Source organism: Acinetobacter sp. CIP 101966, assembly GCF_000369725.1.
GTDB classification, from domain to species: domain Bacteria; phylum Pseudomonadota; class Gammaproteobacteria; order Pseudomonadales; family Moraxellaceae; genus Acinetobacter; species Acinetobacter lwoffii_Q.
In genome coordinates this window covers 62,629-87,821 of the sequence record NZ_KB850160.1, presented here as the reverse complement: position 1 = coordinate 87,821, position 25,193 = coordinate 62,629, and the positions used below count along the sequence as shown (strand labels likewise).

At 43.0% G+C, this 25,193-nt stretch carries 24 protein-coding genes, 1 rRNA gene and 1 riboswitch; of the genes, 14 read left to right on the top strand and 11 right to left on the bottom strand.

Annotated elements, in window-relative coordinates; translation table 11 throughout:
• The first annotated feature begins 80 nt into the window (after nucleotides 1-80).
• Together F891_RS06470 and F891_RS06465 are read left to right on the top strand one after the other, a co-directional pair.
• The gene (locus tag F891_RS06470; RefSeq protein ID WP_005262789.1) at nucleotides 81-524 is read left to right on the top strand and encodes a MarR family winged helix-turn-helix transcriptional regulator; all 444 of its coding nucleotides are present in this window, start codon (nucleotides 81-83) and stop codon (nucleotides 522-524) included.
• Nucleotides 521-1,723 carry an MFS transporter gene (locus F891_RS06465; RefSeq protein ID WP_005262788.1) on the top strand — a complete coding sequence of 401 codons (1,203 nt, stop codon included), beginning with the start codon at nucleotides 521-523 and terminating at the stop codon, nucleotides 1,721-1,723. The genes F891_RS06470 and F891_RS06465 overlap by 4 nt, the downstream gene beginning before the upstream one ends.
• A gap of 6 nt (nucleotides 1,724-1,729) precedes the next feature.
• On the opposite strand, the gene F891_RS06460 is transcribed toward F891_RS06465, so the two are convergent.
• Nucleotides 1,730-2,710 carry a GlxA family transcriptional regulator gene (locus tag F891_RS06460; protein WP_005262787.1) on the bottom strand — a complete coding sequence of 327 codons (981 nt, stop codon included), beginning with the start codon at nucleotides 2,708-2,710 and terminating at the stop codon, nucleotides 1,730-1,732.
• Between the two features lie 78 nt (nucleotides 2,711-2,788).
• Here F891_RS06460 and F891_RS06455 point away from each other — a divergent pair, with 78 nt between their 5' ends.
• Nucleotides 2,789-4,612: an acyl-CoA dehydrogenase gene (locus F891_RS06455; protein WP_005262786.1), complete on the top strand. Its 1,824-nt coding sequence runs from the start codon at nucleotides 2,789-2,791 to the stop codon at nucleotides 4,610-4,612.
• A gap of 54 nt (nucleotides 4,613-4,666) precedes the next feature.
• On the opposite strand, the gene F891_RS06450 is transcribed toward F891_RS06455, so the two are convergent.
• The gene (locus F891_RS06450; protein ID WP_005262783.1) at nucleotides 4,667-5,881 is read right to left on the bottom strand and encodes an alkane 1-monooxygenase; all 1,215 of its coding nucleotides are present in this window, start codon (nucleotides 5,879-5,881) and stop codon (nucleotides 4,667-4,669) included.
• 187 nt (nucleotides 5,882-6,068) lie between these two features.
• Between F891_RS06450 and F891_RS06445 the strand changes: the two genes are divergently transcribed.
• Entirely contained in the window at nucleotides 6,069-7,019 is a 951-nt protein-coding gene (locus F891_RS06445) for an AraC family transcriptional regulator (protein ID WP_005262782.1), read from the top strand.
• A 2-nt stretch (nucleotides 7,020-7,021) separates the two neighbouring features.
• Here F891_RS06445 and lpxB read toward each other — a convergent pair whose 3' ends face one another.
• The gene (gene lpxB / locus F891_RS06440) at nucleotides 7,022-8,194 is read right to left on the bottom strand and encodes a lipid-A-disaccharide synthase (protein ID WP_005262780.1); all 1,173 of its coding nucleotides are present in this window, start codon (nucleotides 8,192-8,194) and stop codon (nucleotides 7,022-7,024) included.
• A gap of 387 nt (nucleotides 8,195-8,581) precedes the next feature.
• Here lpxB and F891_RS06435 point away from each other — a divergent pair, with 387 nt between their 5' ends.
• The 3 genes from F891_RS06435 to F891_RS06425 all read left to right on the top strand — a co-directional run bounded on the left by F891_RS06435 (nucleotide 8,582) and on the right by F891_RS06425 (nucleotide 11,280).
• Nucleotides 8,582-9,472, top strand: a complete 891-nt coding sequence (locus tag F891_RS06435; RefSeq protein WP_005262778.1) for a sulfite exporter TauE/SafE family protein — start codon at nucleotides 8,582-8,584, stop codon at nucleotides 9,470-9,472.
• A 127-nt stretch (nucleotides 9,473-9,599) separates the two neighbouring features.
• Nucleotides 9,600-10,691 carry a 3-deoxy-7-phosphoheptulonate synthase gene (locus F891_RS06430; RefSeq protein WP_174766804.1) on the top strand — a complete coding sequence of 364 codons (1,092 nt, stop codon included), beginning with the start codon at nucleotides 9,600-9,602 and terminating at the stop codon, nucleotides 10,689-10,691.
• Nucleotides 10,692-10,755: 64 nt separating this feature from the next.
• A complete protein-coding gene (locus tag F891_RS06425; protein WP_005262777.1) occupies nucleotides 10,756-11,280 on the top strand; it encodes a protein tyrosine phosphatase family protein in 525 nt (174 codons plus the stop codon).
• A 2-nt stretch (nucleotides 11,281-11,282) separates the two neighbouring features.
• On the opposite strand, the gene ispF is transcribed toward F891_RS06425, so the two are convergent.
• Complete coding sequence (gene ispF, locus F891_RS06420) at nucleotides 11,283-11,771, bottom strand: 2-C-methyl-D-erythritol 2,4-cyclodiphosphate synthase (RefSeq protein ID WP_005262776.1); 489 nt, start codon at nucleotides 11,769-11,771, stop codon at nucleotides 11,283-11,285.
• Nucleotides 11,772-11,871: 100 nt separating this feature from the next.
• On the opposite strand from ispF, the gene F891_RS06415 reads away from it, so the two are divergent.
• On the top strand, nucleotides 11,872-12,525 hold the full coding sequence (locus tag F891_RS06415) for an A1S_1983 family putative colistin resistance protein (protein ID WP_005262775.1): 654 nt from the start codon (nucleotides 11,872-11,874) through the stop codon (nucleotides 12,523-12,525).
• A gap of 82 nt (nucleotides 12,526-12,607) precedes the next feature.
• On the opposite strand, the gene F891_RS06410 is transcribed toward F891_RS06415, so the two are convergent.
• The 6 genes from F891_RS06410 to F891_RS06385 form a co-directional block, all read right to left on the bottom strand.
• Complete coding sequence (locus F891_RS06410; protein WP_005262774.1) at nucleotides 12,608-13,852, bottom strand: D-amino acid dehydrogenase; 1,245 nt, start codon at nucleotides 13,850-13,852, stop codon at nucleotides 12,608-12,610.
• Between the two features lie 135 nt (nucleotides 13,853-13,987).
• Nucleotides 13,988-14,075, bottom strand: a riboswitch (glycine riboswitch).
• A 312-nt stretch (nucleotides 14,076-14,387) separates the two neighbouring features.
• Nucleotides 14,388-15,296, bottom strand: a complete 909-nt coding sequence (locus tag F891_RS06405; RefSeq protein ID WP_005262773.1) for an AEC family transporter — start codon at nucleotides 15,294-15,296, stop codon at nucleotides 14,388-14,390.
• Nucleotides 15,297-15,421: 125 nt separating this feature from the next.
• Complete coding sequence (locus F891_RS06400) at nucleotides 15,422-15,943, bottom strand: GNAT family N-acetyltransferase (protein ID WP_005246131.1); 522 nt, start codon at nucleotides 15,941-15,943, stop codon at nucleotides 15,422-15,424.
• A 66-nt stretch (nucleotides 15,944-16,009) separates the two neighbouring features.
• A complete protein-coding gene (gene aroC / locus F891_RS06395; RefSeq protein ID WP_004280471.1) occupies nucleotides 16,010-17,104 on the bottom strand; it encodes a chorismate synthase in 1,095 nt (364 codons plus the stop codon).
• 13 nt (nucleotides 17,105-17,117) lie between these two features.
• Nucleotides 17,118-18,125, bottom strand: coding sequence for a 50S ribosomal protein L3 N(5)-glutamine methyltransferase (gene prmB / locus F891_RS06390; protein WP_005246127.1), 1,008 nt, complete (start codon nucleotides 18,123-18,125; stop codon nucleotides 17,118-17,120).
• 203 nt (nucleotides 18,126-18,328) lie between these two features.
• The gene (locus F891_RS06385; RefSeq protein WP_004647104.1) at nucleotides 18,329-18,715 is read right to left on the bottom strand and encodes a lysozyme inhibitor LprI family protein; all 387 of its coding nucleotides are present in this window, start codon (nucleotides 18,713-18,715) and stop codon (nucleotides 18,329-18,331) included.
• Nucleotides 18,716-18,915: 200 nt separating this feature from the next.
• Here F891_RS06385 and F891_RS06380 point away from each other — a divergent pair, with 200 nt between their 5' ends.
• The 6 genes from F891_RS06380 (at nucleotide 18,916) to F891_RS06355 (ending at nucleotide 24,681) form a co-directional block, all read left to right on the top strand.
• On the top strand, nucleotides 18,916-19,224 hold the full coding sequence (locus F891_RS06380; RefSeq protein WP_004647105.1) for a hypothetical protein: 309 nt from the start codon (nucleotides 18,916-18,918) through the stop codon (nucleotides 19,222-19,224).
• 160 nt (nucleotides 19,225-19,384) lie between these two features.
• Nucleotides 19,385-20,761, top strand: a complete 1,377-nt coding sequence (locus F891_RS06375; protein WP_004280475.1) for an ABC1 kinase family protein — start codon at nucleotides 19,385-19,387, stop codon at nucleotides 20,759-20,761.
• Nucleotides 20,762-21,007: 246 nt separating this feature from the next.
• Entirely contained in the window at nucleotides 21,008-22,294 is a 1,287-nt protein-coding gene (locus F891_RS06370) for an acyl-CoA dehydrogenase family protein (RefSeq protein ID WP_171066352.1), read from the top strand.
• 23 nt (nucleotides 22,295-22,317) lie between these two features.
• A complete protein-coding gene (locus F891_RS06365) occupies nucleotides 22,318-23,370 on the top strand; it encodes an acyl-CoA dehydrogenase family protein (protein WP_005262771.1) in 1,053 nt (350 codons plus the stop codon).
• Nucleotides 23,371-23,483: 113 nt separating this feature from the next.
• Entirely contained in the window at nucleotides 23,484-23,975 is a 492-nt protein-coding gene (locus F891_RS06360; RefSeq protein WP_005262770.1) for a GNAT family N-acetyltransferase, read from the top strand.
• A gap of 124 nt (nucleotides 23,976-24,099) precedes the next feature.
• Nucleotides 24,100-24,681, top strand: coding sequence for a lytic transglycosylase domain-containing protein (locus F891_RS06355; protein ID WP_004647111.1), 582 nt, complete (start codon nucleotides 24,100-24,102; stop codon nucleotides 24,679-24,681).
• Nucleotides 24,682-25,077: 396 nt separating this feature from the next.
• On the opposite strand, the gene rrf is transcribed toward F891_RS06355, so the two are convergent.
• Nucleotides 25,078-25,192 (bottom strand): 5S ribosomal RNA (gene rrf, locus F891_RS06350).
• Nucleotide 25,193 lies beyond the last annotated feature (1 nt).

The following is a 25,193-nucleotide window of genomic DNA, read 5'->3' as shown; positions in this document are numbered from 1 at the left end:
TTTTAAAAGTCTTCTCTTGAGCTTTGGATAAAACAGGCGTAAATTAGGCGTAAATTTAGTTACCCAGGTTAACTAACCCCATGTTTTCCGAATCTCCCCGACTCCGTACACTGCTATTACGCTGCGCACGCCTGATGAGCGATGAGATCAATACGATCTTGTTGTCATCTCAATTAAATTATTCCTTATGGCAGGTGTTATACGTCATCCAGTCAAAGCAACAATGCACGCTGGCAGACATTTCCAGTTATCTCAATGTATCCAAGCCCGGTATTACTAAGCGGATTCAGCAACTGGTTGAACTCGATCTGATTGCCCAACTCGAAACTGAAGACAAACGTCAAAAGCTGTTCAAGTTGAGTGAGCAAGGAATTGAGACCTTTGCGATGTGTTCCAAACAGATCGATGCATTTGAAGATCAGTTGCTTGAGCACATTGAATCAGATGATCTTGAAGGCAGTAAAAATACCTTAATGCAACTCATTCAGCAGTTACATTCCTCATCTCAGGACAGACCTCAATGAGCCAAGAACAAGAAACGCCTTTATGGACGCCCAATTTTATCCTGATCAGTCTGGTGAATTTCCAGTTGGTTCTGGTGTTCTACTTGCTGGTGATTGTGATTGTCGGCTACTCGGTTGCTGAGTTAGGTGCGTCGACTGCTCAAGCCGGTCTGGTATCCGGTCTGTTTATTGTGGGTACGTTATTTGGACGATTATTGATCGGAAAATTACTGAATCGGCTGGGTTTGAAAAATACGCTTGTCATTGGCCTGACTGGCTTTCTGCTCTTTTCCGGACTGTATATGATTCCGGCCAAGCTGGAAGTTTTATTGGGTATCCGCCTGATACACGGTTTTATGATGGGTATGGCTTCTACTGTACTGGGTACAGTGATTGCACAGACCATTCCTGCCACACGGCGTGGTGAAGGAATTGGATATTTCAGCATGAGCAGCACCCTTGGCACAGCGATTGGTCCCTTTGTCGGAATCTGGCTGATGACAAATTTTAATTATCAGGTAATTTTCATCTTTACCAGTATTGTTGCGCTCAGCTGCCTGATCTGTGGGCTATTTATCCAGCCACCACGCCTTAAGGCAAGTCATTCGTCAGCAGTCTCTACTCCGCAAAGCACCAGCAAACTGGCTCAGTATATTGAACCGAATGCGCTACCGATTGCACTGATTGTACTGCTGGTGGCAACGTGTTATTCAGGTATATTGTCGTTTATTCACTTTTATGCCAAAGAAATCAATTTGGTAGAAGCCGCATCATTCTTTTTCTTAATGTATGCCTTTGCCATTCTACTATCCCGTCCTTTTACTGGCCCTTTAATGGACCGTAAAGGTGAAAATATCATTATCTATCCTGCCATTGTGATTATGGCATTAGGGATTTTGCTTTTAAGCCAAGCACAAAACTCTGTGATGTTACTCTCTAGTGCAGCGTTACTCGGTTTTGGTTTTGGGAATATCCAGTCGGTGTGTCAAACCATTGCGGTGAAAAGTACAACATTGCAGCGTATGGGTCTAGCAACCTCAACCTTCTTTATTGCCCTGGATGCCGGTCTTGGTTTTGGCCCGTATTTCCTGGGTATGCTGCTGGATCAGATTGGTTATCGTCAGCTTTATCTGTTCTCGGCGCTGCTCACCCTGAGCTGCCTGGTTTGGTATTACCTTCTGCATGGCCGTAAAGTGGGAAAAGTACAGCCTTCTCATTAAGCGCTTTTAAAAGCGTCGGCTAAACCGGCGCCGGTATTCCAACGGCGTCAGACCGGTTTTTTTATGAAATAAACGGCGGAATGAACTTGGATCCTGATAGCCGACATTTTGCATGATCACATCCACAGCTTGATCGGTTTCTTCCAGTCGTTTACGGGCAGCCTCAATCCGGATCGCTTGTAGATACTGATTGGGCGGTATGTCTAAGGCTTGTTTAAAGCGTCGAATCAGGGTCCGGCCAGTCACATTAAACTGCTCTGCCAGCTGGTTCAAACTAAAATCTTCATGAAAATGCTGCTCTAGCCAGTTCTGGATTTTTTGTACCAGTTCATCATGGTGCGGCTGGCCAATATTCAGCAATGAATAAGACAACTGGCTATCACGGCGGTAATCAATTACGAAAGATTTAGCCGATTGCATGGCCACCTCAAAGCCATACAAGCGCTCAATCAGATGCAAACCCAGGTCAAACCAGGCCAGGCCTCCACCTGCACAATAGATATTCTGATCCCGGCTAATCATCAGATCGGCATTCAGTTTCACCTTAGGATAGCGTGAACGAAACACTTCCTGAAAACCCCAATGTGTTGTTGCAATCCGGTCATCTAAAATGCCTGCTTCTGCCAGAAAAAAATTCCCCGTACAGTTTCCTGCAATTAAAGTCGCCTCTGCATGTGCAGATTTTAAAAAATGAATCAGTTCTGGATTCTGTTGCAATACATCCTGAATCGGTGCAGCAATGGTCGGCACCACCAGAATATCTGCAGTTTGAATCTCTTGATAAGAAACATGTGCCTGCAACTGCAGCCCATTGATACACCGAATCGGGTGTCCATCCGGACTGGCGATACTCACCTTAAACAGGCGCTGTACATCCTGCTGCTGGATCCGGTTCCAGCTTACGCCGGCCATGGCAAATAAATCGACCACACCCGTAATGGCCGAAGCCAGAGCCCCATCAAAGCCTAAAATCACCACCTGTTGCATATTTTTCTATTTGTCACTTTTCACCCGATTCATGTCATTATTGACAATCCTCCTCAATAAAAGCAACTGCTAGTCTTGATGCTATCTCAAGGATTGCACATTCAGGATAGTACCGTGACCCAACTGATTAATGATAAAGATCTGCATTTCCAGCTTTATGACGTATTCAAACTTGAAGCGCTGACTAAACTGCAACGCTATCAGGATCATGACAAAAATACTTTCGACAGTATTCTGGAAACGGCAAAAGGTATCGCGACTGATTATTTTGCGCCGCATAATGCCAAAGCTGATCAACAAGAACCGAACTTTGATGGCAAACAGGTCAAAACCATTGATGAAGTGAAGACAGCCTGGCAACAGTTTGCCGATGCCGGCCTGCTTTGCGCCCAGCATGATTATGCAGATGGTGGCATGCAACTGCCCACTTTGGTGAATATGGCCTGCAATGCTTATTTTATGTCGGCCAATCCGTCCACCGTGGCTTATTCTTTTCTAACGGCCGCTGCGGCGAACCTGATACAGGCTTTTGCCTCCCCAAAACAAAAGCAAATATTCCTACCGCATATGTTGAGTGGCCGCTTTGCTGGCACCATGGCCATGACAGAGCCGAATGTAGGTTCCTCTTTGGGCGATCTGACCACTAAAGCCATTCCTCAGGCAGATGGAATTTATAAAATTAAAGGCCAGAAAATGTTTATTTCGGGTGGCGATCAGGACATTAGCGAAAATATTGTGCATCTGGTCTTGGCGCGGATTCAGGATGCGCCGCAAGGCGTGAAAGGAATTTCCCTGTTTATCGTACCCAAATTCAGAACTCATGAGGATGGTTCACTCGGTGAAGCTAATGATGTACAGCTGGCTGGCTTACTGCACAAAATGGGCTATCGAGGTACTACATCTACAGTTTTAAGCTTTGGAGAAAATGATAATTGCTTAGGCTATTTAATTGGTGAACCCGGTCATGGCTTAAAATATATGTTCAAGATGATGAATGAAGCACGTGTGGGTGTCGGTCTAGGCGCAGCCATGATTGGTTATCGTGGCTATCTGGAATCTCTGGATTATGCTAAAAACCGTCCGCAAGGCCGGCCAGTTCATGAAAAAACACCTGACTCGAAACCAGTGAATATCATTGAACATACCGATGTCAGACGCATGCTGCTGGCGCAAAAGTCGTATGTAGAAGGTTCGCTGGCACTTTGCTTATTTGCAGCCCGATTAATTGATGAACATCAGGCAGCTCAAGATGAAGATAGTGCCATTCTGCTTGATCTCATCACCCCGGTGGTTAAATCCTTCCCTTCTGCCTATGGTCCAAAAGCCAATGATCTGGCCATTCAGGTCTTGGGCGGCGCGGGTTATACCCGTGAATATCCGGTGGAGCAATGTTACCGTGATAACCGGCTCAATCCGATTCATGAAGGAACTTACGGTATTCAATCTCTGGATCTGCTGGGTCGTAAACTCTGGCAACACAATGGCAAAGGGCTCAATCTGCTCATGCAGCGCATCCAGAAGACCTTGTCAGAGATTCATGAACCGAAGATAGTGGAACTGGCAGAGATCTATAAACAGCATCTTGCCACTGTGCAAAAGACTACACAGATTTTAGGCCAGGCCTTGCATCAAGGCAAAGTCAATGAGGCTTTGGCCAATTCAGGACTGTATCTGGATATGATGGGTAAAACCATCCTATCCTGGCTATGGCTGGAAATGGCAAATCAGGCTCAACTCAAGTTTGGCACATCTTCGCATGCAGAAGATCAGACTTTTCTGGCAGGGAAAATTCAGGCAGCTCAATATTTTATTCGTTGGGAACTCCCTGAAATTGAACATCAGGCCAAATTACTGATGAATCTAGATGATACTTGCCTGAATATGCAAGCCGACTGGTTCTAGGCAGAATTAATCAAAAAATGCGCCTTTATCGGCGCATTTTTATTTTGTAATTCATTAAGCGGTAGAGTTATTTACACCAAATTTTTTAAACAGCTTGGCACGCCTGGAAGTCAAAATATTGGCCTTGCTTAAATCGCCCTGATAATGCTGGTATACCCGCTGATCCATGATTTTGTACCATAAAGGTGGAATCAAGGCTGGAATCAGCATGGTTGCATAACCGCTGGGTAATTCTGGCGCTTCATCAAAATGCCGCAACGCCTGAAATGGACGGCTTGGAAAAGCATGATGATCAGAATGGCGTTGTAACTGATACAAAAACAGATTAGTTACGATATTGTTGTTATTCCAGCTATGTTCCGGCAAGGTTCGCTCATAACTGCCATCCGCTTTCTGTCCACGTTTCAGTCCGTAGTGCTCGATATAATTCACAATCTCAAACAGGCTAACGCCATAAAATGCCTGTGTCAGTGTATAAGGAATAATTTTCTTGCCATACGCCTTTAGCATCAAGGCATGATAGCCGGCACTCATGGCCCAACCATGAAACAGCTCATTTTCCTGATTAAAGAATTTCAGTCCCTTACGCTCGAGCCGTCTTTTTTCAATCTGGATTGCAGATTTTAATCCGCCTATTACGGTACGTGGCCAGAAACGGTAAAAAGATTCACCCATTTTTGAAGATGCCGGATCTTCTGGTGTCGCCACCCGTTTATGGTGTCCATAAGGATGTTCGATCCGGAAATGGTTATAGCCCAAAGGCATCAGGCTGGCATGAGACCAGTAATGGTCTTTTTTCTGGGGACGATGGCTGAGTTCATGTGCGGTATTCACCCCCACACCATTAATCGCACCCATAGAAACTCCAAGCAGTACCTGATCCAGCAAAGACACATTTGGCCGGCTTACGACATAACCGGCAAAGGCATTGGCTGCCATTTGCAAGGGAATAAATGCTTTTACAATGCGGTCATAATAAGGATCGTTAACCAGTGCCTTGATCTGCTCATCATTTGGGTTATTGGCATCATCGCCAATCAGGGCATCCAGAGTCGGAATGATTACGTGCAGTAATAATAGTCCGCCCATGGCAAAGACTTTTTTAGTCGCTTTGGGACCAAAATGATAACCGGCCAGAATTCCCATTCCGATCACAGGCAGACCTGGGCTGAGCAACCAGCCAAAACGTTTTTTATCCAGCTTGACACCTTTTAGTGCCGACGCTTCCTGCGTAAACTGCGCTTTCTGGATTTGTGCAGGGGCATTCATTGCGACTTCCTTTTTTATGTTACTCTGCACTTATAGTTGATTATTTCAGCAGTAGCGAACAGTATTCAACGTCCAGAAAAGCTATGTCAGCGTCTTTGGCACATGCTGCCAAATTCTGGCCTAAAATCACAAAGTTAAAAAATTTATAGTCAATTAAATGAAATAAAACAGAAGAATAGAGTTAGGCATGGATGCTTTAAGTAAAATTTTTGATGATATTCATCTGGAAAAATCGGAATATCTTTATCTGAATGTATTTCATCCGGGCGGCTTTGACTATCAACATGAACCCTTTATGCTGGCCTATATCCTGTTACAAGGACAGGCGCAATTAAAGTTCATGAATGGTGATCGACTGGAGCTGCAACAAGGTGATCTGGTGCTATTACCCGCAGGTTCCTCCCATCATGTTTCCTGCCCAGACAATGCCGATTTTTCTGAGCACCATGCGATTAATCCTTATTTTCAGAGCAATGCACAGCAATGTGTTGATCTCAATCGGGAAAATTCGGCGGAGCATAGTTTCATACTGGCTATTCGTTCTAGCTTGGATATCCAGATGGCCAAACCTCTTTTGAGTGCATTACCTAAATACCTGCATATTCAACATATTCTGGGTGATACGGCGCCAGAATGGTTACAGGTTGGCTTGCAGTTTCTGGCACTGGAAACCCAGCAGCTTCGTCCCGGACGTGACAAGATTCTGGATCATCTGGTCAGTATTTTACTGATTGAATGCGTACGTGATTATATTTTAAACCTGGAAAATGCCTCGAGCTGGCTAAATGCGCTCTCGCATCCGGAACTATCCAATGCACTGGCAGCGATTCATGGCAAACCTGAACAATTCTGGACTGTAGAAAGTCTGGCCGAACAATGTCATATGTCACGTTCCAAATTCGCCCAGTTATTTACCCAGATTGTCGGTGAACCGCCCCTTGCCTATCTGCAACAGCACCGCCTGCGTCTGGCAGCGCAATATTTGAGAAATAGTGGATTTGGTATCCAGCAGATCGCTTATCTGGTTGGTTATTCATCCGAGACGGCGTTTAGTCAAAGTTTTAAAAAACAGTTTGAACAGACGCCGACCCAATACCGGCTGAATTGTCAGAAGAACCAGTCTTTATTACCAGACTAAAATTACTGGACTAATGCCAATACTGCTGTGACCGGATCTTCGCTATTGCCAGAAAGTAGCTGCTTGTGCATGGTGATATGCTGCATAACCTGAATCTGCGCTGCTTCAATATCCATCAGTTTTTCAATTTCAGCTACCAGATTTTCAGGTGTAGCAGCGGATTGGATGAGTTCTTGAATCACTTTTTTGCCAGCAATTATATTTGGTAATGAAAAATATGGGATTTTTACCAGTAATTTGGCAATTCGATAGGTCAGCCAGTGCAATTTATAAAAAGTCACCATCGGACGGTGCAGCAACATCGCTTCAAGCGTTGCAGTTCCAGACGCCAGTGCAATAATATTGGACGCATTCATGACCTGACGGCCAATTTTGGATTCAGCGCTGGTATTTTCCATCAAGCGAATTTGGGTTTTTAAGCTCTCAGGATAAGTGGCCAGTAAACTTTCGATTTGCTGCTTGCGTGCATCATTAATCGCAGGAATCAGAAAGGTATAATCCGGATATTTGTGATGCAGAATATTAGCTGCATCCAGAACCAAAGGTCCCAAACGCTCAATCTCGCCACGGCGGCTTCCCGGTAATAATGCAATATATTTCTGATCTGGGTCTAGGCCTAATTCTGTCTGAGCCTCCAGAATTGGATTTTCAAGCGGCAATTGGCTAGCGAGCGGATGTCCGACAAAAGCTGCAGGAACATCCCATTTTTTAAAGAACGCTTTTTCAAATGGAAACAGGCACAGCACCAAATCAATACTGGCTTTAATGCCATGTATACGGCCTTGACGCCATGCCCAGACCGAAGGACTGACGTATTGCACGGTTTTAATCGGTAACTGTTTTTGTTTAATGGTTTTTGACAAACGCAGGTTAAAATCAGGCGCATCAATCCCGATAAAAATATCGACCGGATCTTTAGTCCAGGTTTCCACCAGACCATCCCGCACAGCAAAAAGTTTTTTAATATCTTTTAAAACTTCGACAATGCCCATCACCGACAGAATATCCATCGGATAATAACTTTTAAAACCTTCCGCGATCATTTGTGGACCACCGATACCTTCAAATTCAGCATCAATGCCTTGCTCACGAAAACGGCGAATCAATTTTGCGCCAAGCGTATCTCCAGAAACTTCACCGACCACGATTCCAATTTTAAGTTTTCGATTTAGCAAGTGGGTTTCCTCTCAGATCCGCATGGAAATTTATTGAATCTGGATTCTAACATAATCCTGTGGCTATTCCGGAAGAAGCTTAAGCATCTTCTCATTTTAAGAAACTCACCGTTTAGAATGACTTAGTCAATGATCGAGCTTGCATAACAAGAATTAAATCGACATTTACAGCTACATTAAATTAGACAAAAATGGGTTAAATCGGGCAGTTAAAATCAATCATCATATTCGCACCTTATACATACTCCAGTGAATAAACATGAAAGATCAGCTAATATTCTTCACCTAGCTTTATCTTTTTTATGCATAAGTAAATCAATAATCAAGACAACGACTTATATCCAAAAGTCATAAGATATGCTCGTTTTTTGATTTTGGCATATATGCATGTTTGGTCCGATTGAATTTATTTTAGCAGGCGTTCTGGTAGGTTTTTGTGTAGGTGTCACCGGTGTGGGTGGTGGTTCATTAATGACGCCAATTCTTATCAGTTTATTCCGGATTGAACCGCATATCGCGATTGGTACTGACTTGCTCTATGCCGCGATTTCTAAATTCTGTGGCTCGTTTGTGCATGCCAAGAAAATGAATATTGTCTGGCCGATTGTGATCTGGCTGGCCGTTGGCAGTATTCCCGCATCTTTTGCAACGCATTGGGTACTCGAGAACTATCTGAGCCAATCGACGCATTACAAAGCCGTTCTGACCATGGTCTTGGGCTTTATGCTGACTATTACCGGCTTATCCATTCTGTTTCGCACCCAGATCGAAAATCTTTTTAATAAATACAGAAAACAAGAACTACCGGATATGACGCAGGATCTGGAAAAAGTGAAGCTGCAAGCCAAAGAAAAGCGCGTTGCTATCATCATCATGGGCATTATCTTGGGCATATTTGTCACGCTATCTTCAGTGGGTGCCGGTGCATTTGGTATCATGGCACTTGTAGTGATGTTCCCGAATCTGCCGATGATTCGTATTATTGGCTCTGACGTGGTGCACGCGGTATTACTGACACTGGTCGCAGGGCTGGGTCATATGTCTTCAGGCAACGTCGATTTCATGCTGCTCATGTGGTTATTGGTGGGGTCTATTCCGGCGATTATTGTCGGCACTTTACTCAGCTCACGTATGCCGGAAAAACTGATCCGCAAAATTTTAGGTATTACCCTATTTGCGCTGGGCGTGAATTTCATGATTAATCCTGTGAAATCAAAACCGGCTCAACCTGCTGAAACAGCAATGATAATTGTGAGCCAAAATTCCCCGTCCGTTTAAGTTAACTATCCGATTCATCACTTTTTTTTCAAAGAAGTATTCATCTTTTTTATAACAAAGTGACGCATCATTCATGTTATATTCGGGCTATTAAACAACCTTTTGTATGATCGAACCAGTGACGGCAATGAATACACAACAGTCAAATCCTATTTCAGCATCAGATATTGATGACGTGAATATCCACAGCATGATCCCTCTTGTAACCCCTGCCGAGCTTAAAGCAGAGTTACCGTTGACTGAAACTGCTTATCAAACCGTACTGCATGGTCGTGAAACGATTCGTAAAATTCTGGATGGTGAAGACAAACGCCTGTTCGTTGTAATTGGCCCTTGTTCTATTCACGATCCAGCGGCGGCGCATGAATATGCTGAGCGCTTAAAAGTGCTGAGCGAAAAAGTTAAAGACAGCTTATACATCGTGATGCGGGTTTATTTTGAAAAACCGCGTACTACCGTAGGCTGGAAAGGCCTGATCAATGACCCAGACATGAATGATTCATTCAATATTGAAAAAGGTCTGCGTATCGGTCGCAAGCTATTACTTGAACTGAATGAAATGGGCTTGCCATGTGCCACTGAAGCACTTGATCCAAACTCGCCACAGTATTACCAAGACCTGATTTCATGGTCAGCAATTGGTGCACGTACCACAGAAAGCCAGACCCATCGTGAAATGTCTTCTGGTCTTTCTTCACCAGTCGGCTTTAAAAATGGTACTGATGGCGGTTTAACGGTCGCGACCAATGCGATGCAATCTGTGAAACATGGCCATAGCTTTCTCGGTCTAAATGATCAAGGTCAGGTGGCTGTCATTCGTACTTCAGGTAACCCATATGCGCACGTGGTGTTGCGTGGTGGTAATGGCAAGCCGAACTACGATGCAGGCTCGGTTGCCGATGCAGAAGCTGCTCTAGCCAAGGCCAAAGTCAGCACCAAGATCATGATTGATGCCAGCCACGCCAACTCTAACAAAGACCCGTACCTGCAACCACTTGTACTTAAAAACATTTCCGAACAAATTCTTGATGGAAACAAGTCAATTGTTGGTATTATGGTAGAAAGTCATCTTAAGGGTGGTCGTCAGGACATTCCGGCGAACCTGAATGATATGGAATACGGTCAATCCGTTACGGATGGCTGTATCGACTGGGAAACGACTGAAAAAGTTTTACTCGACATGCATGAGGCATTGAAAGACATTTTACCTAATCGTTAAATGATCTGACCAACGCCATCGCCAAGATGGCGTTTGCATTTCTAGAACAAGGAAAATTTATCTGATGAATGATATTGAAACGGCATTAAGCCAGATTGAGAATTTTCAGTTCATACACGAACATCTGTTTAGCTCCGGTCAACCGACCACTGCCCAATTAAAGCTGATGAAAGAATACGGTGTATCTACTGTCATCAATGTGGCGCTAACCGATAGCGAACAGTATCTGCCACATGAAGATAAAATTTGCCTTGAGCTGGGACTGAACTATATTCAGGTTCCGATTTCCTGGGAAACCCCTTCAGACAATCAATGCCTGCTGGTACTGGATCTGATTGATCATCTGGTAAAAGAGCAAATGGTCTGGGTACATTGTTCGCAAAACTACCATGTCAGCTGTCTGATGTACTTATATCGTCAGTACTATATGGATATGGATCTGCCTACAGCACAAGAACACTTGCATCAGATCTGGGAACCGAATGAAACCTGGACCGGTTTAATGCATGCAGTTGCCCTACAGCTACAAGGCCGTAAAGCAACTCAGGAACTGGAACTTTCCTTGATTAATCCAAATTATTTTGCCTGATTTTATTTACTGTGGCTCAATAACACGGTTGCCATGGACATAATGCCTTCCTGACGACCGGTAAAACCTAACTGTTCAGTGGTGGTGGCTTTAATACTGATTTGTGTCACATCAACATCCAAGACATCTGCAATACTTTGACGCATCGCCAGATTGTATTTCGCCAGTTTTGGACGTTCACAAGCCACGGTAATATCGGCATTATTCAGGTGATAACCACGATCCAGAATTAGCTGATAGACATGCTTGAGTAGTACTCGGCTATCTGCACCTTTAAACTCAGGATCTGTATCAGGGAAATGCTGGCCAATATCTCCAAGCGCCAAAGCACCCAACAAAGCATCACAGAGTGCATGCAGCACTACATCACCATCCGAATGTGCTTTCAGACCGTGAGTATGCGGAATTTGAATACCTGCCAGAGTGACAAAATCACCTTCTTCAAATGCATGCACATCCAGACCCTGGCCAATACGAATTTGTGCGATCACCTTATACATCCTTTAGAAATAGCCCATTGAAATCTTGTACACTTGCTTTCTATTTCGCTATAGTTAGACCAAGCGTAACACAGTGAAAGTATAAGCGATCATGCTACTGAAAACTGATATAAATATGTTGAAAATAATTGGCCTGATGCTCGTTCTGGGGATGATTTCTACGGGTAGCTCAGCGATCACACTAAACTGTAGCGATGACAGCAAAAAAAAGGCTGCCATGGATAAAGTCTGCTCAGCATCGCTGGCTGAATCTCGTGAAAAACTCACAGACCAATACTTTACTGCTTTTCTGATTACTGATGCACCTGTGCGTTTATTGCAAGATAGCCAACAATTATGGGCCACGCGTTTACAGCAGTGCAAAACGCTAGACTGTTTTAAACAGCAATTCGAATGGCGTTTAGATGATTTAAATGTCTATATTTCACTGAATCAAAGTCTGACCCAGCATTATATTAAGTTTGAACAGGGACAAATCGCCAAGCAGCCTGTACATCTCAAGATTCATCAACTGACCAAAGACCGGATCAAGATTGAAGGCCTAGCCTATCGTAATCCAAATAACCGGACCGAGAAGCAGACCGTTCCTTTTTTAGCCTATACTACGCCTGAGACAAAAAACCAGATCACCGATAACGAAAATGACTGCCGCTATGAATTTAATTATAGTAAAGCCATTTTAGCGGTCAGTAGCCAGCAAAAAGGCTGTGAACGTTTTACCGGTATTTATCGACTATATGATTGATTTAGTTTCAAAATATTATAATTTATTGTCATATAAAATGAGATTTTTGGTGTAAAAAATAGCCCGCAAGCGGGCTATCAATTTAAGCTGGATAGTATTGCGCAATTTCCTGACTGATCATTGCGGCCGTTGCAGCTGATAAAGTCCAGCCCAGATGACCATGTCCGGTATTGTAAAAGACTCGCTCATGTTTGCCACGACGTACCACAGGCATCATATTTGGCATCATGGGGCGTAAGCCTGCCCAAGGCAAGACATGCTCAGTACACAGGTCAAAATTACGATTGGTCCAGTCAATTAAAGGTTGAATTCGGTCAGCACGAATATCCCGGTTATAGCCATTAAACTCGGCTGTTCCTGCAACACGCAAACGATCCTTGCCTAGGCGTGACAAGACAATTTTCGCACTTTCATCTAGCAGACTGACCCAAGGTGCGTTGTTCTGGCTCTGCTCATCATTCAGTTGCACGGTAATCGAGTAGCCTTTGACTGGATAGACATTGACTCGTTCACCAAATATTTCAGCCAATTGATAGCTGCCAACCCCTGCACAGACCACAATGGCATCTGCATTAATTTCCAGAACATCCTCTGGAGAGGAATGGACATTTTCAGTACTAGGTTTGCATTTAACCCGAATATTCTGAGCCTGATGATCAACAACAAAAACATCTTGACCAAACTCAAATTTCACGCCTTTTTGCATACAGGCTTTGGCCAAACCGGTACTAAATTTATGAATATCCCCGGTGGCATCGCTCTGACAGTAAAATCCTGCATAATAATCGCCAGTTAATGCAGGTTCGATCTGCTTGATTTCTGCATTGGAAATGGCATTGCGCTCCAGACCACCGCTACACAACAGATCATTGACTTTGATCGCAACATCATAATCTGTCTTGTTATGATAAAAATGTAAAATTCCACGTTTTTCTAAATTGAAATCAATATTTTCTGTTTCGGCAATTTCAAATAAGCGTGCTCTTGCCAGTAAAGCCAGCCGTACAGTCTCTCGGGTATTGGCTTCATAATGTTTGATATTGCCCAGAAATTCCATGAGCCAGCTGTATTTATGCACACTGAAAGAAGGATTGAGCAAAAGTGGTGCGGTTTTTTGTGACATCCATTTGATGCCTTTGAGTACCGTGGCTTTCTGGTTCCATACTTCGGCATTACAGGCAGAAAGCTGGCCGCCATTGGCAAAGGATGTTTCCATTGCCGGATAAAGATGCCGATCAACCACAGTCACTTGATAGCCTGATTGTGCCAGCTCATAAGCTGTGGTTACTCCGGTAATACCGGCCCCAATCACCACGACATGACGCATAGACACCTCCTTGATTATATTGATGTCTTTTCCCATCTGTCATGTGTACCTGAGAGCTTCGGTAGATACATTGCACATCAATGCGGCCACCTTCCCCTTCGGTGAGTGATTGAACACTTCTCTCCAGAGTTTTTATCCATTATCACAGTCCTTTTGCCTGAGAGTTTCCTGGGAACTTGCTCCTTCGGCGAATGCAGAAGCATCTCTCTCCTGCAATAATGTTTTATTATCATGAGCAATTTATATACCATTTTTAGGAAAAACACAGTTTTTATTTATGTTAATTCACGTGAATTTATCTGTGATTCTTTTTAATTAAGAGCATACATGGGTGATGGAGGATATTGCCTAGATATCAAATTTTTAGATTTTGCTGTCCTAAGTAAAATGAGCAAGTTCTATCCTTTATAAAATTCCAGAACTTATTTAATTTTGGCGCTTAAATAGAACTCAACATTTGCTTAGGCTATTTTAATAATTCAAAGTATATGTCATCCAAAGCAAAATTTAGACTTTTATCATTTATTCTAGAATTTTAGATAATCCAAGAAAGCATCAGTACTAAGCTTCCTGCTGCGACCACTGTTTGTACACTGATAATACTAGCCATTAACTCACTATCGCCACCATACACCCGGGTTAAGACATACGAAGCTGAGGCGGTAGGAAGTGCAAAGAACAAGACCAATACCTGAGTAGTTAATGCATCAATCTGGAAAATTTTACACACTAAAAATGCAATCAGCGGCATTCCGAACAGGCGACCAAAGGTTATCAGGCTGAGTGGCAATACATCACGCTGAAAACCCTGAAACTGTAAGGCTGCTCCCACACACATCAAACCGAGCGGCAAACTGCACAGTGCAATCTGTTTAAGGAACTGCTCTGTTCCAGTCCAGAGTGACAAACCGGAAAGATTAAATAAACCACCCACTATACAGCCTAAAATTAATGGATTTTTAGACAAATCCAGGACGATTTTTTTCAGCTGCATATCGTGGCTACGGGTAAATGCCAGCACTGACAAGATATTCACCAAAGGAATACACAGCACCATGATCACAGCGAAAATAGTCATACCCTGCTGCTGAAATAAGGCGCTGACAGCAGCAAGGCCAATATAGGTATTAAAGCGCAGTAAACCTTGAACATAGACGCCGAAACGCGCATAGGAAATTCGGTAAATTTGGCGCAAGATATACAGCGCAATACTGACCACAGCCATGATGCTAAATACGACCAGTACTACATCCTGAATGACATTCATTTGAATCTTGGCAGTGGCCAGATTTAAAAACAGCATTACCGGAAACAATGCATAATAATTTAACTTTTCAGCGCCTCGCCAAAAATCATCACTCAACCATTGCCTACGCTTAAGCAGATAACCAAAGCTGATCAGTCCGATGAGGGGAAATAAAGAAGTTAAAATAATATGCAGCATGTGACATCCTGGTCTGTTTTCTGCCTAATCTTAAGCCGCTTAGACTGAACAGAAAACTTAGCATATTGATGAGCTTTTTCACCACTCAATTTAAGTAGCAAAAAGCTTGAATTTTCACCAACTAATCATATTGATCTGATGATTTTTTCTAAAATCAGTAAATGTAACGGAATCAAAGGTTCTCCGAGCTTTTGACCCAGTGGATATGCTTCAATCTTTTCAGTCAGCTGATAGCCATGGCGCTGATAATATGCCAACAGTTCAGTACGAACATTTAACACTGACATCTGAATCACGTTCTTCTTAAATATTTCGAAAATATGGGATTCGGCAAAGTCCAATAATTGCTTGCCATAACCCGAGTTTTGCTCAGCAGGTGCAACAGCAAAGCTTCCAATCTCTGCTACTTGCTGCCCTAAGCTCACGCCAATACAACCAAGAAGCTTATTTTCAATTTCCAACACAAACAGCTGAAAATCTGCTGAATTGAGCAATTCATATAACTGTTGTTCTTGAATACGATCACCCTGGATCATTCCTTCTTCTGTGGTCCATCCACCCCGAGTACGATAAGCTGTATTAATTAGTATGGTAAGTTGCTGAATATCAGCTTTGCTTGCCAATCGTATATTTTTATAGTGATTCATTTTATAAATAAAAAAGTCAGACCGGAGTCTGACTTTAAAACAATTTCACTTTAAAGTTAAAGCAAATTATTTAGGTTCAATCGGTGCAAATGGCGCAACTACATCGGCATTTTGCGCACGGTGACGCATGAAGTGATCCATCAGCACAATCGCCAGCATCGCTTCAGCAATCGGGGTTGCACGCACGCCCACGCAAGGATCATGACGGCCTTTGGTCAGTACATCAGTATCTTCACGCTCAATATTGATGGTTTTACCCGGCGTGGTAATAGACGCAGTTGGCTTCAAGGCAATCGCAACACGAATGTCCTGACCGCTAGAAATACCACCTAGAATACCGCCAGCATGATTGGCCAGGAAGCCTTCTGTGGTGAGTTCATCACGGCTTTCATGACCAAACTGTTCAGCGACGCCAAAGCCATCACCGATTTCTACACCTTTAACGGCATTAATCGACATCATGGCATGGGCAATATCTGCATCTAAACGGTCAAATACAGGCTCGCCCCAACCCACAGGTACTTTAGATGCAATGATCTCGAGTTTAGCGCCACAACTGGTGCCTTGCTCACGCAAAGACGTGACCAGCGCTTCAAAACGTGGTACTGCATCCACGTCACCACAGAAAAACGGATTGTTTGGAACTTCATTCCAGTCCAGTTTTTCTGCTTTTTCTGTACCGATTTGGGTTACATGACCACGAATCTCAATGCCAAATTTCTCAAAAAGGAATTTCTTGGCAATGGCACCCGCTGCAACACGCATTGCCGTTTCACGCGCACTTGAACGACCACCGCCACGGTAGTCACGGAAACCATACTTTTGGGTATAGGTATAGTCAGCATGACCCGGGCGGAAAGTTTGTGCGATATTGCCGTAGTCTTTCGATTTTTGATCCGTATTACGAATTAACAAACCAATTGAAGTACCCGTGGTTTTACCCTCAAACACACCGGAAATAATTTCTACTTCATCGGGTTCTTTACGCTGGGTTGCAAATTTCGATGTACCCGGCTTACGGCGGTCCAGATCCTTTTGCAAATCAGCTTCAGTCAGCTCAATGCCGGGTGGAACCCCATCGATGATGGCCATCAGGCCAACACCATGAGATTCACCACAAGTCGTTACACGGAACAGTTGCCCTATACTATTACCTGCCATGTCAAACGACTCCTTATGCAATAGACTGAATAAATAAATCACGGTAGGTACGGCATTGCTCTGCAGTCAATGCAAAGATACCCGTACCACCTTTCTGGAATTGCAACCAGTAGAAATCAACCGAATTGAAGTTTTGGCGCATTGCCCATTCTGAGTTACCCACTTCGATCACGATCAGGCCATTCTCAGTCAGATAATCTGCAGCTTGAGCCAGCATTTTACGTACCAGATCCAGACCATCCTGACCTGCAGCAAGCGCAAGCTCAGGCTCATGATGGAATTCCTCAGGCAAATCCGCCATATCTTCCGCATCGACATACGGCGGATTAGATACGATTAAATCGTATTGATTTTCGGCTGGAATTTTTTCGAACAAATCCGATTCAAGCAATGCGATCTGATATTGCTTGTCATGATGCTCAGTATTGATTTGCGCAACTTCTAAGGCTTCTTTGGAAATATCAGTCGCATCCACTTCCGCTTCAGGGAAAGCATAAGCCAAGGCAATCGCGATACAGCCTGAACCGGTACACATATCTAGAATACGTTGAGGCGTCTTTGGATTCGGGTTTTCCGGCAAGTTGTTGACTGCCTCACCCATTTGACCATGTTCGCCTAGGAAATACGGGGCAAAACGGTTCTGAATCAGTTCAGCAATCGGTGAACGAGGGATTAGCACGCGCTCATCAACGTAATAAGGTTTACCGTCGAAGTAAGCCAGGTTCAATAAATATGAAGTTGGTACTTTTTCATTAATACGGCGTTCCAGCAGACTTAAAAATTCGGCTTTTTCACTTGGTAATAATTTGGCATCTAAAATTTCAGCGTCCGCTTTCCATTCTAGCGACAGGGTTTGCAGCACTAGCGCTGAACTTTCAGCAAAATAATCTTCTGTGCCTTGGCCCAAATGTGCATCGTATTGACGTAATGCTGTCACACCAAAACGAATAAAATCACGAATGGTGGTTAAATTTTCAGCGGCTTCCTGCATATGTTCAGGGCTAATAGTCGGTCGATCCACTTAAGGCGTCTCCAAGGTCATTTTTTTAAACGCCTTATGATACCTTGTTTTGCCTGCTTTTATAATGCTAAAGCATGAAAAACACGAATTCTCTACGCCCACAAAAATTATAAAATTCCTGTTTTTGTAAGCGATTATGCAGATAAATGTTTACTTTATTCAGGGATGTTTCTGTTAAATGCCGATACTAATACTATGATGATTTATCGAAAACCGGACGCATAAGAACGAGATTGATAAAGATTAGCCTGATCCATGATCAAAGCCAGCATACATTGACCCTGTTGCTGCTTGGCATATTTTCCTGACATTCTAAAGTTACATTGCTGGGACAGTTTACGCTCCCACAATACATGCTGACTGCGAATGGCGGCGGTCTGGTTCGGATTCAATTTAAGATAAGTTTTATAGTTTTTCTTCAGACGTTTATTGTGAACTTTCAGCTCTTTTTCCAGGCATTTTTCCGCTTTGGGTGTATTACCATAACTAAAATTCATGCACTGTGTATATTCCTTGGAATACCCAACAGCAGCCTGTGTCTGAACCGCAGTACCCACAAAAATTGCAACTAAAAACCATGCAAGACGCATAACTTCCCCTTGACCGAAACCGGTACAATCCCAATAAATGTTTAACAATCAATATTGTTTAAATTATCCACTGATATTAACGCAGTCCAGACAAAAATCCTATGCCTTTCTCGGAATGAAAGATTAAACAGTTGCACAATTGAAAATTGGCACATGACCCACATATAATCCGCATTCAATCTTCAAATGAGCCCAGATCTATGAGCTATAAGCACAATAATCTTATGGCGATGCGCCAGAATTACTGGAATGATAAAGCCTCCAGTCAGGTGCAGCAAGAAAAGGTATTTTTGCAGTCGACCTTAATGCAACATGGCGTATTTACCAATGCGACATTGGACGATGCTAAATATCTGTTTTTTGGCTTGCCAAGTATTGTGATTGTAAAAGGCTATGCTTTGGGCTTCATGCATGACAGCGTACAGCGCCTGATTCATCAACATATTCAAACAAATAAACAACAGTTACAACAACGATCCGAATTAAAAATCCAATTTCAAATGGCATAATGCCCTGTCTAAACTGATACAAGTTGGTGAATAAATGAAAGCTTGCCTAGCTTTTACTATGAATTCAGCGGCTTAAACTTTTTTAATACGTGCAGAAACGCTACTATCCCTTACAATGATTTATTCTGCTTCATGCTGATGATGAAAGGATCGAGTTTACATGTCAGATCAGAACGATAAGCTTAAACAACTGAAAACCTCCTCTATGGATCGACGCTTATCGATCGCAAAGGCATCCTTGCTGGCAGGCACGCGTTGGGCGGCTTCTAGTGCAAGCTCCATGTTCTCAAGCGAAGAAGAAAAAGAAAAAAAACGTAAAAAAGCCATGAAAGAACAGGCCGATTATCTGGTAGCAGAAATTGGCAAGCTGAAAGGGTCTATCGTTAAAATTGGCCAGATGATGGCGCTGTACGGTGAGCATTTTCTGCCAGAAGAAGTCACTCAGGCCCTCAATACTCTGAACAATCAGACGGTAGCATTGGCATGGCCAGCCATCAAGACCCAATTACAGCAACAACTCGGCTCTAAACTCGACGATCTCACCATTGATCATGAACCTTTGGGCACAGCTTCTTTGGCACAGGTACATCGCGCTACCCGAAAATCTGATGGCATGGAACTGGTGTTAAAAATTCAGTATCCGGGTGTGGCAGAAGCCATTGATTCGGATATGAGCCTGTTTAAAAACATGCTGAAATTGACTCGCATCGTGCCGCAGACCCGCGAATTCGACCAGTGGTTCGATGAAGTCCGTGAGATGATGCACCGTGAAGTAAATTATCAGATTGAAGCAGATACCACGCGTCGTTTTGCGGCGCGTTTAAAAGATGATCCTCGTTATATCGTCCCAACCATTATTAATGAATATTGCTCAGATCGTGTGCTATGCATGACTTTTGAACGTGGTGTGCCGATCAATAGCCCGGTAATGTTATCCCTGCCCCAAGAACGCCGCAACCTGTTAGGTGAAGCGTCACTGGAAATTGCAGTGCGTGAAATCTTCGAATGGGGCGAGATGCAAACCGATCCGAACTTTGGTAATTATCTGGTTCGTCTGGGCAATGGCGCAGATGTGCACGACAAGATCATTCTGCTCGACTTTGGCGCGATCCGCCAGTTTGACCAGCATCTGCTCAGTGTTGCGCGTAACCTGATCCAGGCAGGCTATCATCATGACTCGGATATGATGGTCAAGGCGATGACTGGTTATGAGTTTTTTGATTCGATTCCGCAAAGCATCAAACCGGATATGGCCAAAGTCTTTTTACTGGCCACCGAAGCGTTTAGTTCACCGCTAAATAATCAAGAATTGCCAGCTGGCATCATGGATGAACATAATCGCTATGACTGGAAAAAAAGCCAGCTGCATAGCCGTGTGATGCAACAGGCATCGAGATCTATGGCTTCACGTTATTTCAGTGTTCCACCCAAAGAATTTATGTTTATTAGCCGTAAATTTATTGGTGCCTATACCTTTATGACCGTGATTGATGCCAAAACCAATGTGCGTGCCATGATTAGACATCATCTCTCTTAAAATAAAATCTGCATCAAAAAGACCCGGATGATTTTGTCATTCGGGTCAATTTTTAGACATATTCGATTTTTTATATTTTTATCTTTCTTTTATTTTTCATTAATTTATTCCTCCATTTCTTCAATCCCCGAAACCTAAAAATTGTCAATCATTCGTGTCAGGGATGACATGGTTTTATCTCTGAGTGCATGTCAGTATTAAAAAAAATAACGTGACAACACCTTTAGGATAATCAGAATGAGTAATATGGTGAATAAAGCCCAAGGATTTGGCTTATCCATACTGACCAAAATCGCGGGCAGCGAAGTATTAGATCAATTAAAACTGCGTAAATTTGTCGAAAAATCACTTTATCAAAGTTCAAAAGCAGGATTCAAAACACTGAGTCAAACCCAGAAAATCCTGAAATCTGGCCAGAAGATTCAAAAACAGCGTCTGCCGCATCAGTCTAAATCCTTATTTGATCTGAACCTGACTGAAGAACAGCAAATGACCTGTAATGCCATGCAGCAATTTGCCCAAGAGGTGCTATATCCCTTGGCGCATGATGCAGATCAGCATGAACTATTCCCCCATGAACTCTGGCAATACAGCACTGATTTAGGCTTGAATTTCTATGCCCTGCCTGAAGCATTGGGGGGCGTTGCATCGGAACAGAATATTGTCAGCAATATTTTAATCGCTCAACATTTGGCTCAGGGTGATTTCAGTCTGACGGCTGGCTTACTTTCGACTTTTAGTTTCATTAACGCCATTACCCGCTGGGGCTCAGAGCAGATTCAGTCAGAATATCTGGGCGCTTTCGCAGAGAATCCTGAGTTAAAGGCCACCTTTGCAGTGCAGGAAGAAACAGCAGCGTTTAACCCGGAGCAACTTAGAACCAAGGCTGTTGCACATCAGGGACATTATCTGATTCGGGGTCAAAAGACCTTAGTGCTCTTCGGAGAAAGTGCCGATCTCTATCTGGTCAGTGCTGATCTAAACGGAAAAGCTGAGGTCTTTGTGGTGCAACGCGACATTACGGTTACTGCAAAAAAATCGCCGGCTATGGGATTAAAAGCTACTCAAACCGTTACGCTCAAATTTGAAGATACTCCGGCACATCGTCTGGGTGATGAAGATTTTGATTATCGTGCATTCGTAGATTTGGGCAATCTGATGTGGTGTGCGATGGCAGTGGGCGCCTGTGAAGCAGTCAAAAAATACTGTGTGCAATATGCCAATGAACGTATTGCCTTTGGTAAACCGATTTCCCATCGTCAGGGTGTCGCCTTTATGATTGCCGATATGGCCATTGAAATTGACGCGATGCAAATGCTGATCCTGAATGCCGCCAGCCTGGCTGAATCTGGTCAAGCTTTTCATCGTGAGGCTTATTTGGCACGTCTACTCTGTGCAGAAAAATCCATGAAAATCGGCACCGATGGTGTACAAATTTTGGGTGGTCATGGTTTTACCAAAGAACATCCGGTAGAACGCTGGTATAGAGACCTGAGAGCCACTGCCATTCTCCATTCTGGCTTGCATGCCTGATCAGAACATAAAGAAGAACAATAATGAATCTACAAACTCCAAAAAAATTTAAGCTTTTGATTGATCAAGCACATGAAGTTGCCCTCAATGTTTTGCGTCCGATTTCACGTAAATATGACAAGGCTGAACATGCTTATCCGATAGAGCTAGACATGCTCGCTTCTGTTGTCGATGGCATGAACCAAGGTAGTGAAGGCATGAATGCTGGTGCAGCTGTTGCCAACGAGGAGCAATTGCACCGTTTTCATGGAACTTGGGCAGCCATGGCGATTACCGAGCCAGGTTGTGGTTCAGATTCCGCTGCGATTCGTACCACTGCGACCAAAGACGGTGATGACTATATTCTGAATGGCGAGAAAATTTTTGTAACATCCGGAGAACGTGCTGATGCAGTAGTCGTTTGGGCAACTTTGGATAAAAAACTGGGACGATCAGCCATTAAATCATTTGTGGTGACTAAAGGTACTCCAGGAATGAAGGTTGAACGACTGGAACATAAATTAGGGATTAAATCATCCGATACTGCCACGATTAGCTTTATCAACTGTCGAGTACCTGCAGCAAACCTGCTCGGTCATGCAGAAATCGATGTTGCTAAAGGCTTTGCTGGCGTGATGGAAACCTTTGATAATACTCGCCCGCTGGTTGCAGCCATGGCAATTGGTTGTGCGAAAGCCTCGCTGGAACGCATCAAGGAGATTTTTAAGGATCAGCTGGACTCCACTTATGCCACACCGTATTTACAAAGCTCTAATATCGCAGCACAAATCTATCGTATGGAAGCGGAATGGGAAGCAGCACGCTTACTGATGCTAAAAGCCGCCTGGATGGCCGATAATCGCAAACCAAATTCACGTGAAGCATCTATTGCCAAAGCCAAGGCCGGTCGGATCGGTAATGAAATTACCTTAAAATGTGTCGAACTGGCAGCAGCCATTGGTTATAACGAAACTGAACTTTTGGAAAAATGGGCACGTGATTCCAAGATTCTGGATATTTTTGAAGGCACCCAGCAAATTCAACAACTGATTATTGCCCGTCGGGAGTTGGGAAAATCATCGAGCGAATTAAAATAATGATTGCTCATTAAATAGCGAATTAAACTTACATGAGTTGATTAAACGATGGATTTTTTAAGGATTTAAGGTTATAAAAATTCATCGTTTTTTCAAAATAAAATCAGTTCTATATGTACTCTATTCGTCCTATTCAGCCTGAAGATAATGCCCAAATTGCAAGCATTATTCGTCGTGTTTCCCAAGAGTTTGGGCTGGCAGCAGAATCTGGTTTCGCAGTAGGCGATTCTATTCTAGATGAGCTATATCAAGTTTATCAACAGCCGAAATCAGCTTACTGGGTTGTTGTGGATCAACAAAATAAAATTTACGGGGGTGGTGGAATTGCGCCATTAAAAGGTGATGCAACTATTTTAGAAATTCAGAAAATGTACTTTTTACCTGAAATTCGTAAGCAGGGTTTTGCCAAGAAAATTTTAGAATTATCCTTTGAATTTGCACAGACTCATCAAATTAAGTCAGTCTATCTAGAAACAACTAAAGCGCTTTGGCAAGCGGTGAAACTCTATGAAAAATTAGGTTTTCAGCATCTTGATCAGCCTGAAGGCAATACCGGACATAGTGAAGCCTGTGAAATCTGGATGCTGAAAACCCTTTCAACTTAGAGGTTTTTTAGTAAATAGATAAAATTTGTACATTAATAAAGTGCTTTCATCAGCAGCAAGCTTGACTCTTGTATATAGGCTGCCTAACATCGAAATACGTTTATTCAGGCATGGAATTCACAGTTTGTTTTTTTCTCATTTATTCAATCTAATTAAATCTAAACGTTCACTATTTAATTCTCATTCTTTTAAATTTTCTTCTATTTTATTGAGCACTTTTCTTTTTGTGGGTTGCTCATCCTTGGGCGGAGGGCCGGTAGAAAAGCGCGCAGCTAAACTATCTAAAGGCATTCAAACTGCTTATTCCACCCCATCCAGTACAGCTAATCGTGTTTCACCTTTAATTGTTCAACATGCACAAAATCAGGGTGTAGATCCGCTTCTAGTGGCGGCTATGATCCGTCAGGAATCTACTTATCGTAGCCAGGCAACTTCGCCAGCAGGTGCGGTAGGCTTGATGCAAGTGATTCCGAGATATTGGCAACAAACTTGTCCAGGTGATTTATACAATGAAAGCAGTAATATCCAATGTGGTACATATATTCTTTCTAAATATAATCAATCATCCGGTGACTGGAAGAAAGCGCTTGCCTATTATAATGTAGGTCCATCGGGTTATGAAAATAATCGTAAAATGCGTAAACAAGGTAAACGTTATGCCAAACAAGTAAAACAGCATAAAAAAATGCTGAAAGACTCTCTATAATTACTGATTTAAGCTAATTAAATTAATAATGCTTAGGCTATTTGATGTAAAGCTTTGATAATTAGTAGTTATTAAATAATACCTATTGAAATTTCTGCTATGAAAGCATATTTAGAAAATATTAACTACAGTTGTGATATGCGTGTTCGGTAAAATACCCTGCCATAAAAAACCAGCGATTCGCTGGTTTTTTATGTGCCAAAATTTACAAGATCAGCTTATAAACTCTTATAGTGCTAGCTTTACAGATCTCAATAGGTCAAACAAATTGACAGGAATCATCTGCCTCAGAAGAATCTGATCAGCTTTGAGATAGATATATTAAATATCTTATCTAAAATCCCCCACATAAAAAAATCCCCCTCTGCCTTAGCGGAGGGGGATTTTCGAATAATGAGCTGGCGATGACTTACTCTCACATGGGTAACCCCACACTACCATCAGCGCTAAGAGGTTTCACTTCTGAGTTCGGGAAGGGATCAGGTGGTTCACTCTTGCTATGGTCGCCAGCA

What these genes read in the sequence shown, in the direction of transcription:
- F891_RS06470 (WP_005262789.1), top strand. Translation starts at nt 81, where the DNA reads ATGTTTTCCGAATCTCCCCGACTCCGTACACTGCTATTACGCTGCGCA.
- F891_RS06465 (WP_005262788.1), top strand. Translation starts at nt 521, where the DNA reads ATGAGCCAAGAACAAGAAACGCCTTTATGGACGCCCAATTTTATCCTG.
- F891_RS06460 (WP_005262787.1), bottom strand. Translation starts at nt 2,710, where the DNA reads ATGCAACAGGTGGTGATTTTAGGCTTTGATGGGGCTCTGGCTTCGGCC.
- F891_RS06455 (WP_005262786.1), top strand. Translation starts at nt 2,789, where the DNA reads ATGCTATCTCAAGGATTGCACATTCAGGATAGTACCGTGACCCAACTG.
- F891_RS06450 (WP_005262783.1), bottom strand. Translation starts at nt 5,881, where the DNA reads ATGAATGCCCCTGCACAAATCCAGAAAGCGCAGTTTACGCAGGAAGCG.
- F891_RS06445 (WP_005262782.1), top strand. Translation starts at nt 6,069, where the DNA reads ATGGATGCTTTAAGTAAAATTTTTGATGATATTCATCTGGAAAAATCG.
- F891_RS06435 (WP_005262778.1), top strand. Translation starts at nt 8,582, where the DNA reads ATGTTTGGTCCGATTGAATTTATTTTAGCAGGCGTTCTGGTAGGTTTT.
- F891_RS06430 (WP_174766804.1), top strand. Translation starts at nt 9,600, where the DNA reads ATGAATACACAACAGTCAAATCCTATTTCAGCATCAGATATTGATGAC.
- F891_RS06425 (WP_005262777.1), top strand. Translation starts at nt 10,756, where the DNA reads ATGAATGATATTGAAACGGCATTAAGCCAGATTGAGAATTTTCAGTTC.
- F891_RS06415 (WP_005262775.1), top strand. Translation starts at nt 11,872, where the DNA reads ATGCTACTGAAAACTGATATAAATATGTTGAAAATAATTGGCCTGATG.
- F891_RS06410 (WP_005262774.1), bottom strand. Translation starts at nt 13,852, where the DNA reads ATGCGTCATGTCGTGGTGATTGGGGCCGGTATTACCGGAGTAACCACA.
- F891_RS06405 (WP_005262773.1), bottom strand. Translation starts at nt 15,296, where the DNA reads ATGCTGCATATTATTTTAACTTCTTTATTTCCCCTCATCGGACTGATC.
- F891_RS06400 (WP_005246131.1), bottom strand. Translation starts at nt 15,943, where the DNA reads ATGAATCACTATAAAAATATACGATTGGCAAGCAAAGCTGATATTCAG.
- aroC (WP_004280471.1), bottom strand. Translation starts at nt 17,104, where the DNA reads ATGGCAGGTAATAGTATAGGGCAACTGTTCCGTGTAACGACTTGTGGT.
- F891_RS06385 (WP_004647104.1), bottom strand. Translation starts at nt 18,715, where the DNA reads ATGCGTCTTGCATGGTTTTTAGTTGCAATTTTTGTGGGTACTGCGGTT.
- F891_RS06380 (WP_004647105.1), top strand. Translation starts at nt 18,916, where the DNA reads ATGAGCTATAAGCACAATAATCTTATGGCGATGCGCCAGAATTACTGG.
- F891_RS06375 (WP_004280475.1), top strand. Translation starts at nt 19,385, where the DNA reads ATGTCAGATCAGAACGATAAGCTTAAACAACTGAAAACCTCCTCTATG.
- F891_RS06370 (WP_171066352.1), top strand. Translation starts at nt 21,008, where the DNA reads ATGGTGAATAAAGCCCAAGGATTTGGCTTATCCATACTGACCAAAATC.
- F891_RS06365 (WP_005262771.1), top strand. Translation starts at nt 22,318, where the DNA reads ATGAATCTACAAACTCCAAAAAAATTTAAGCTTTTGATTGATCAAGCA.
- F891_RS06360 (WP_005262770.1), top strand. Translation starts at nt 23,484, where the DNA reads ATGTACTCTATTCGTCCTATTCAGCCTGAAGATAATGCCCAAATTGCA.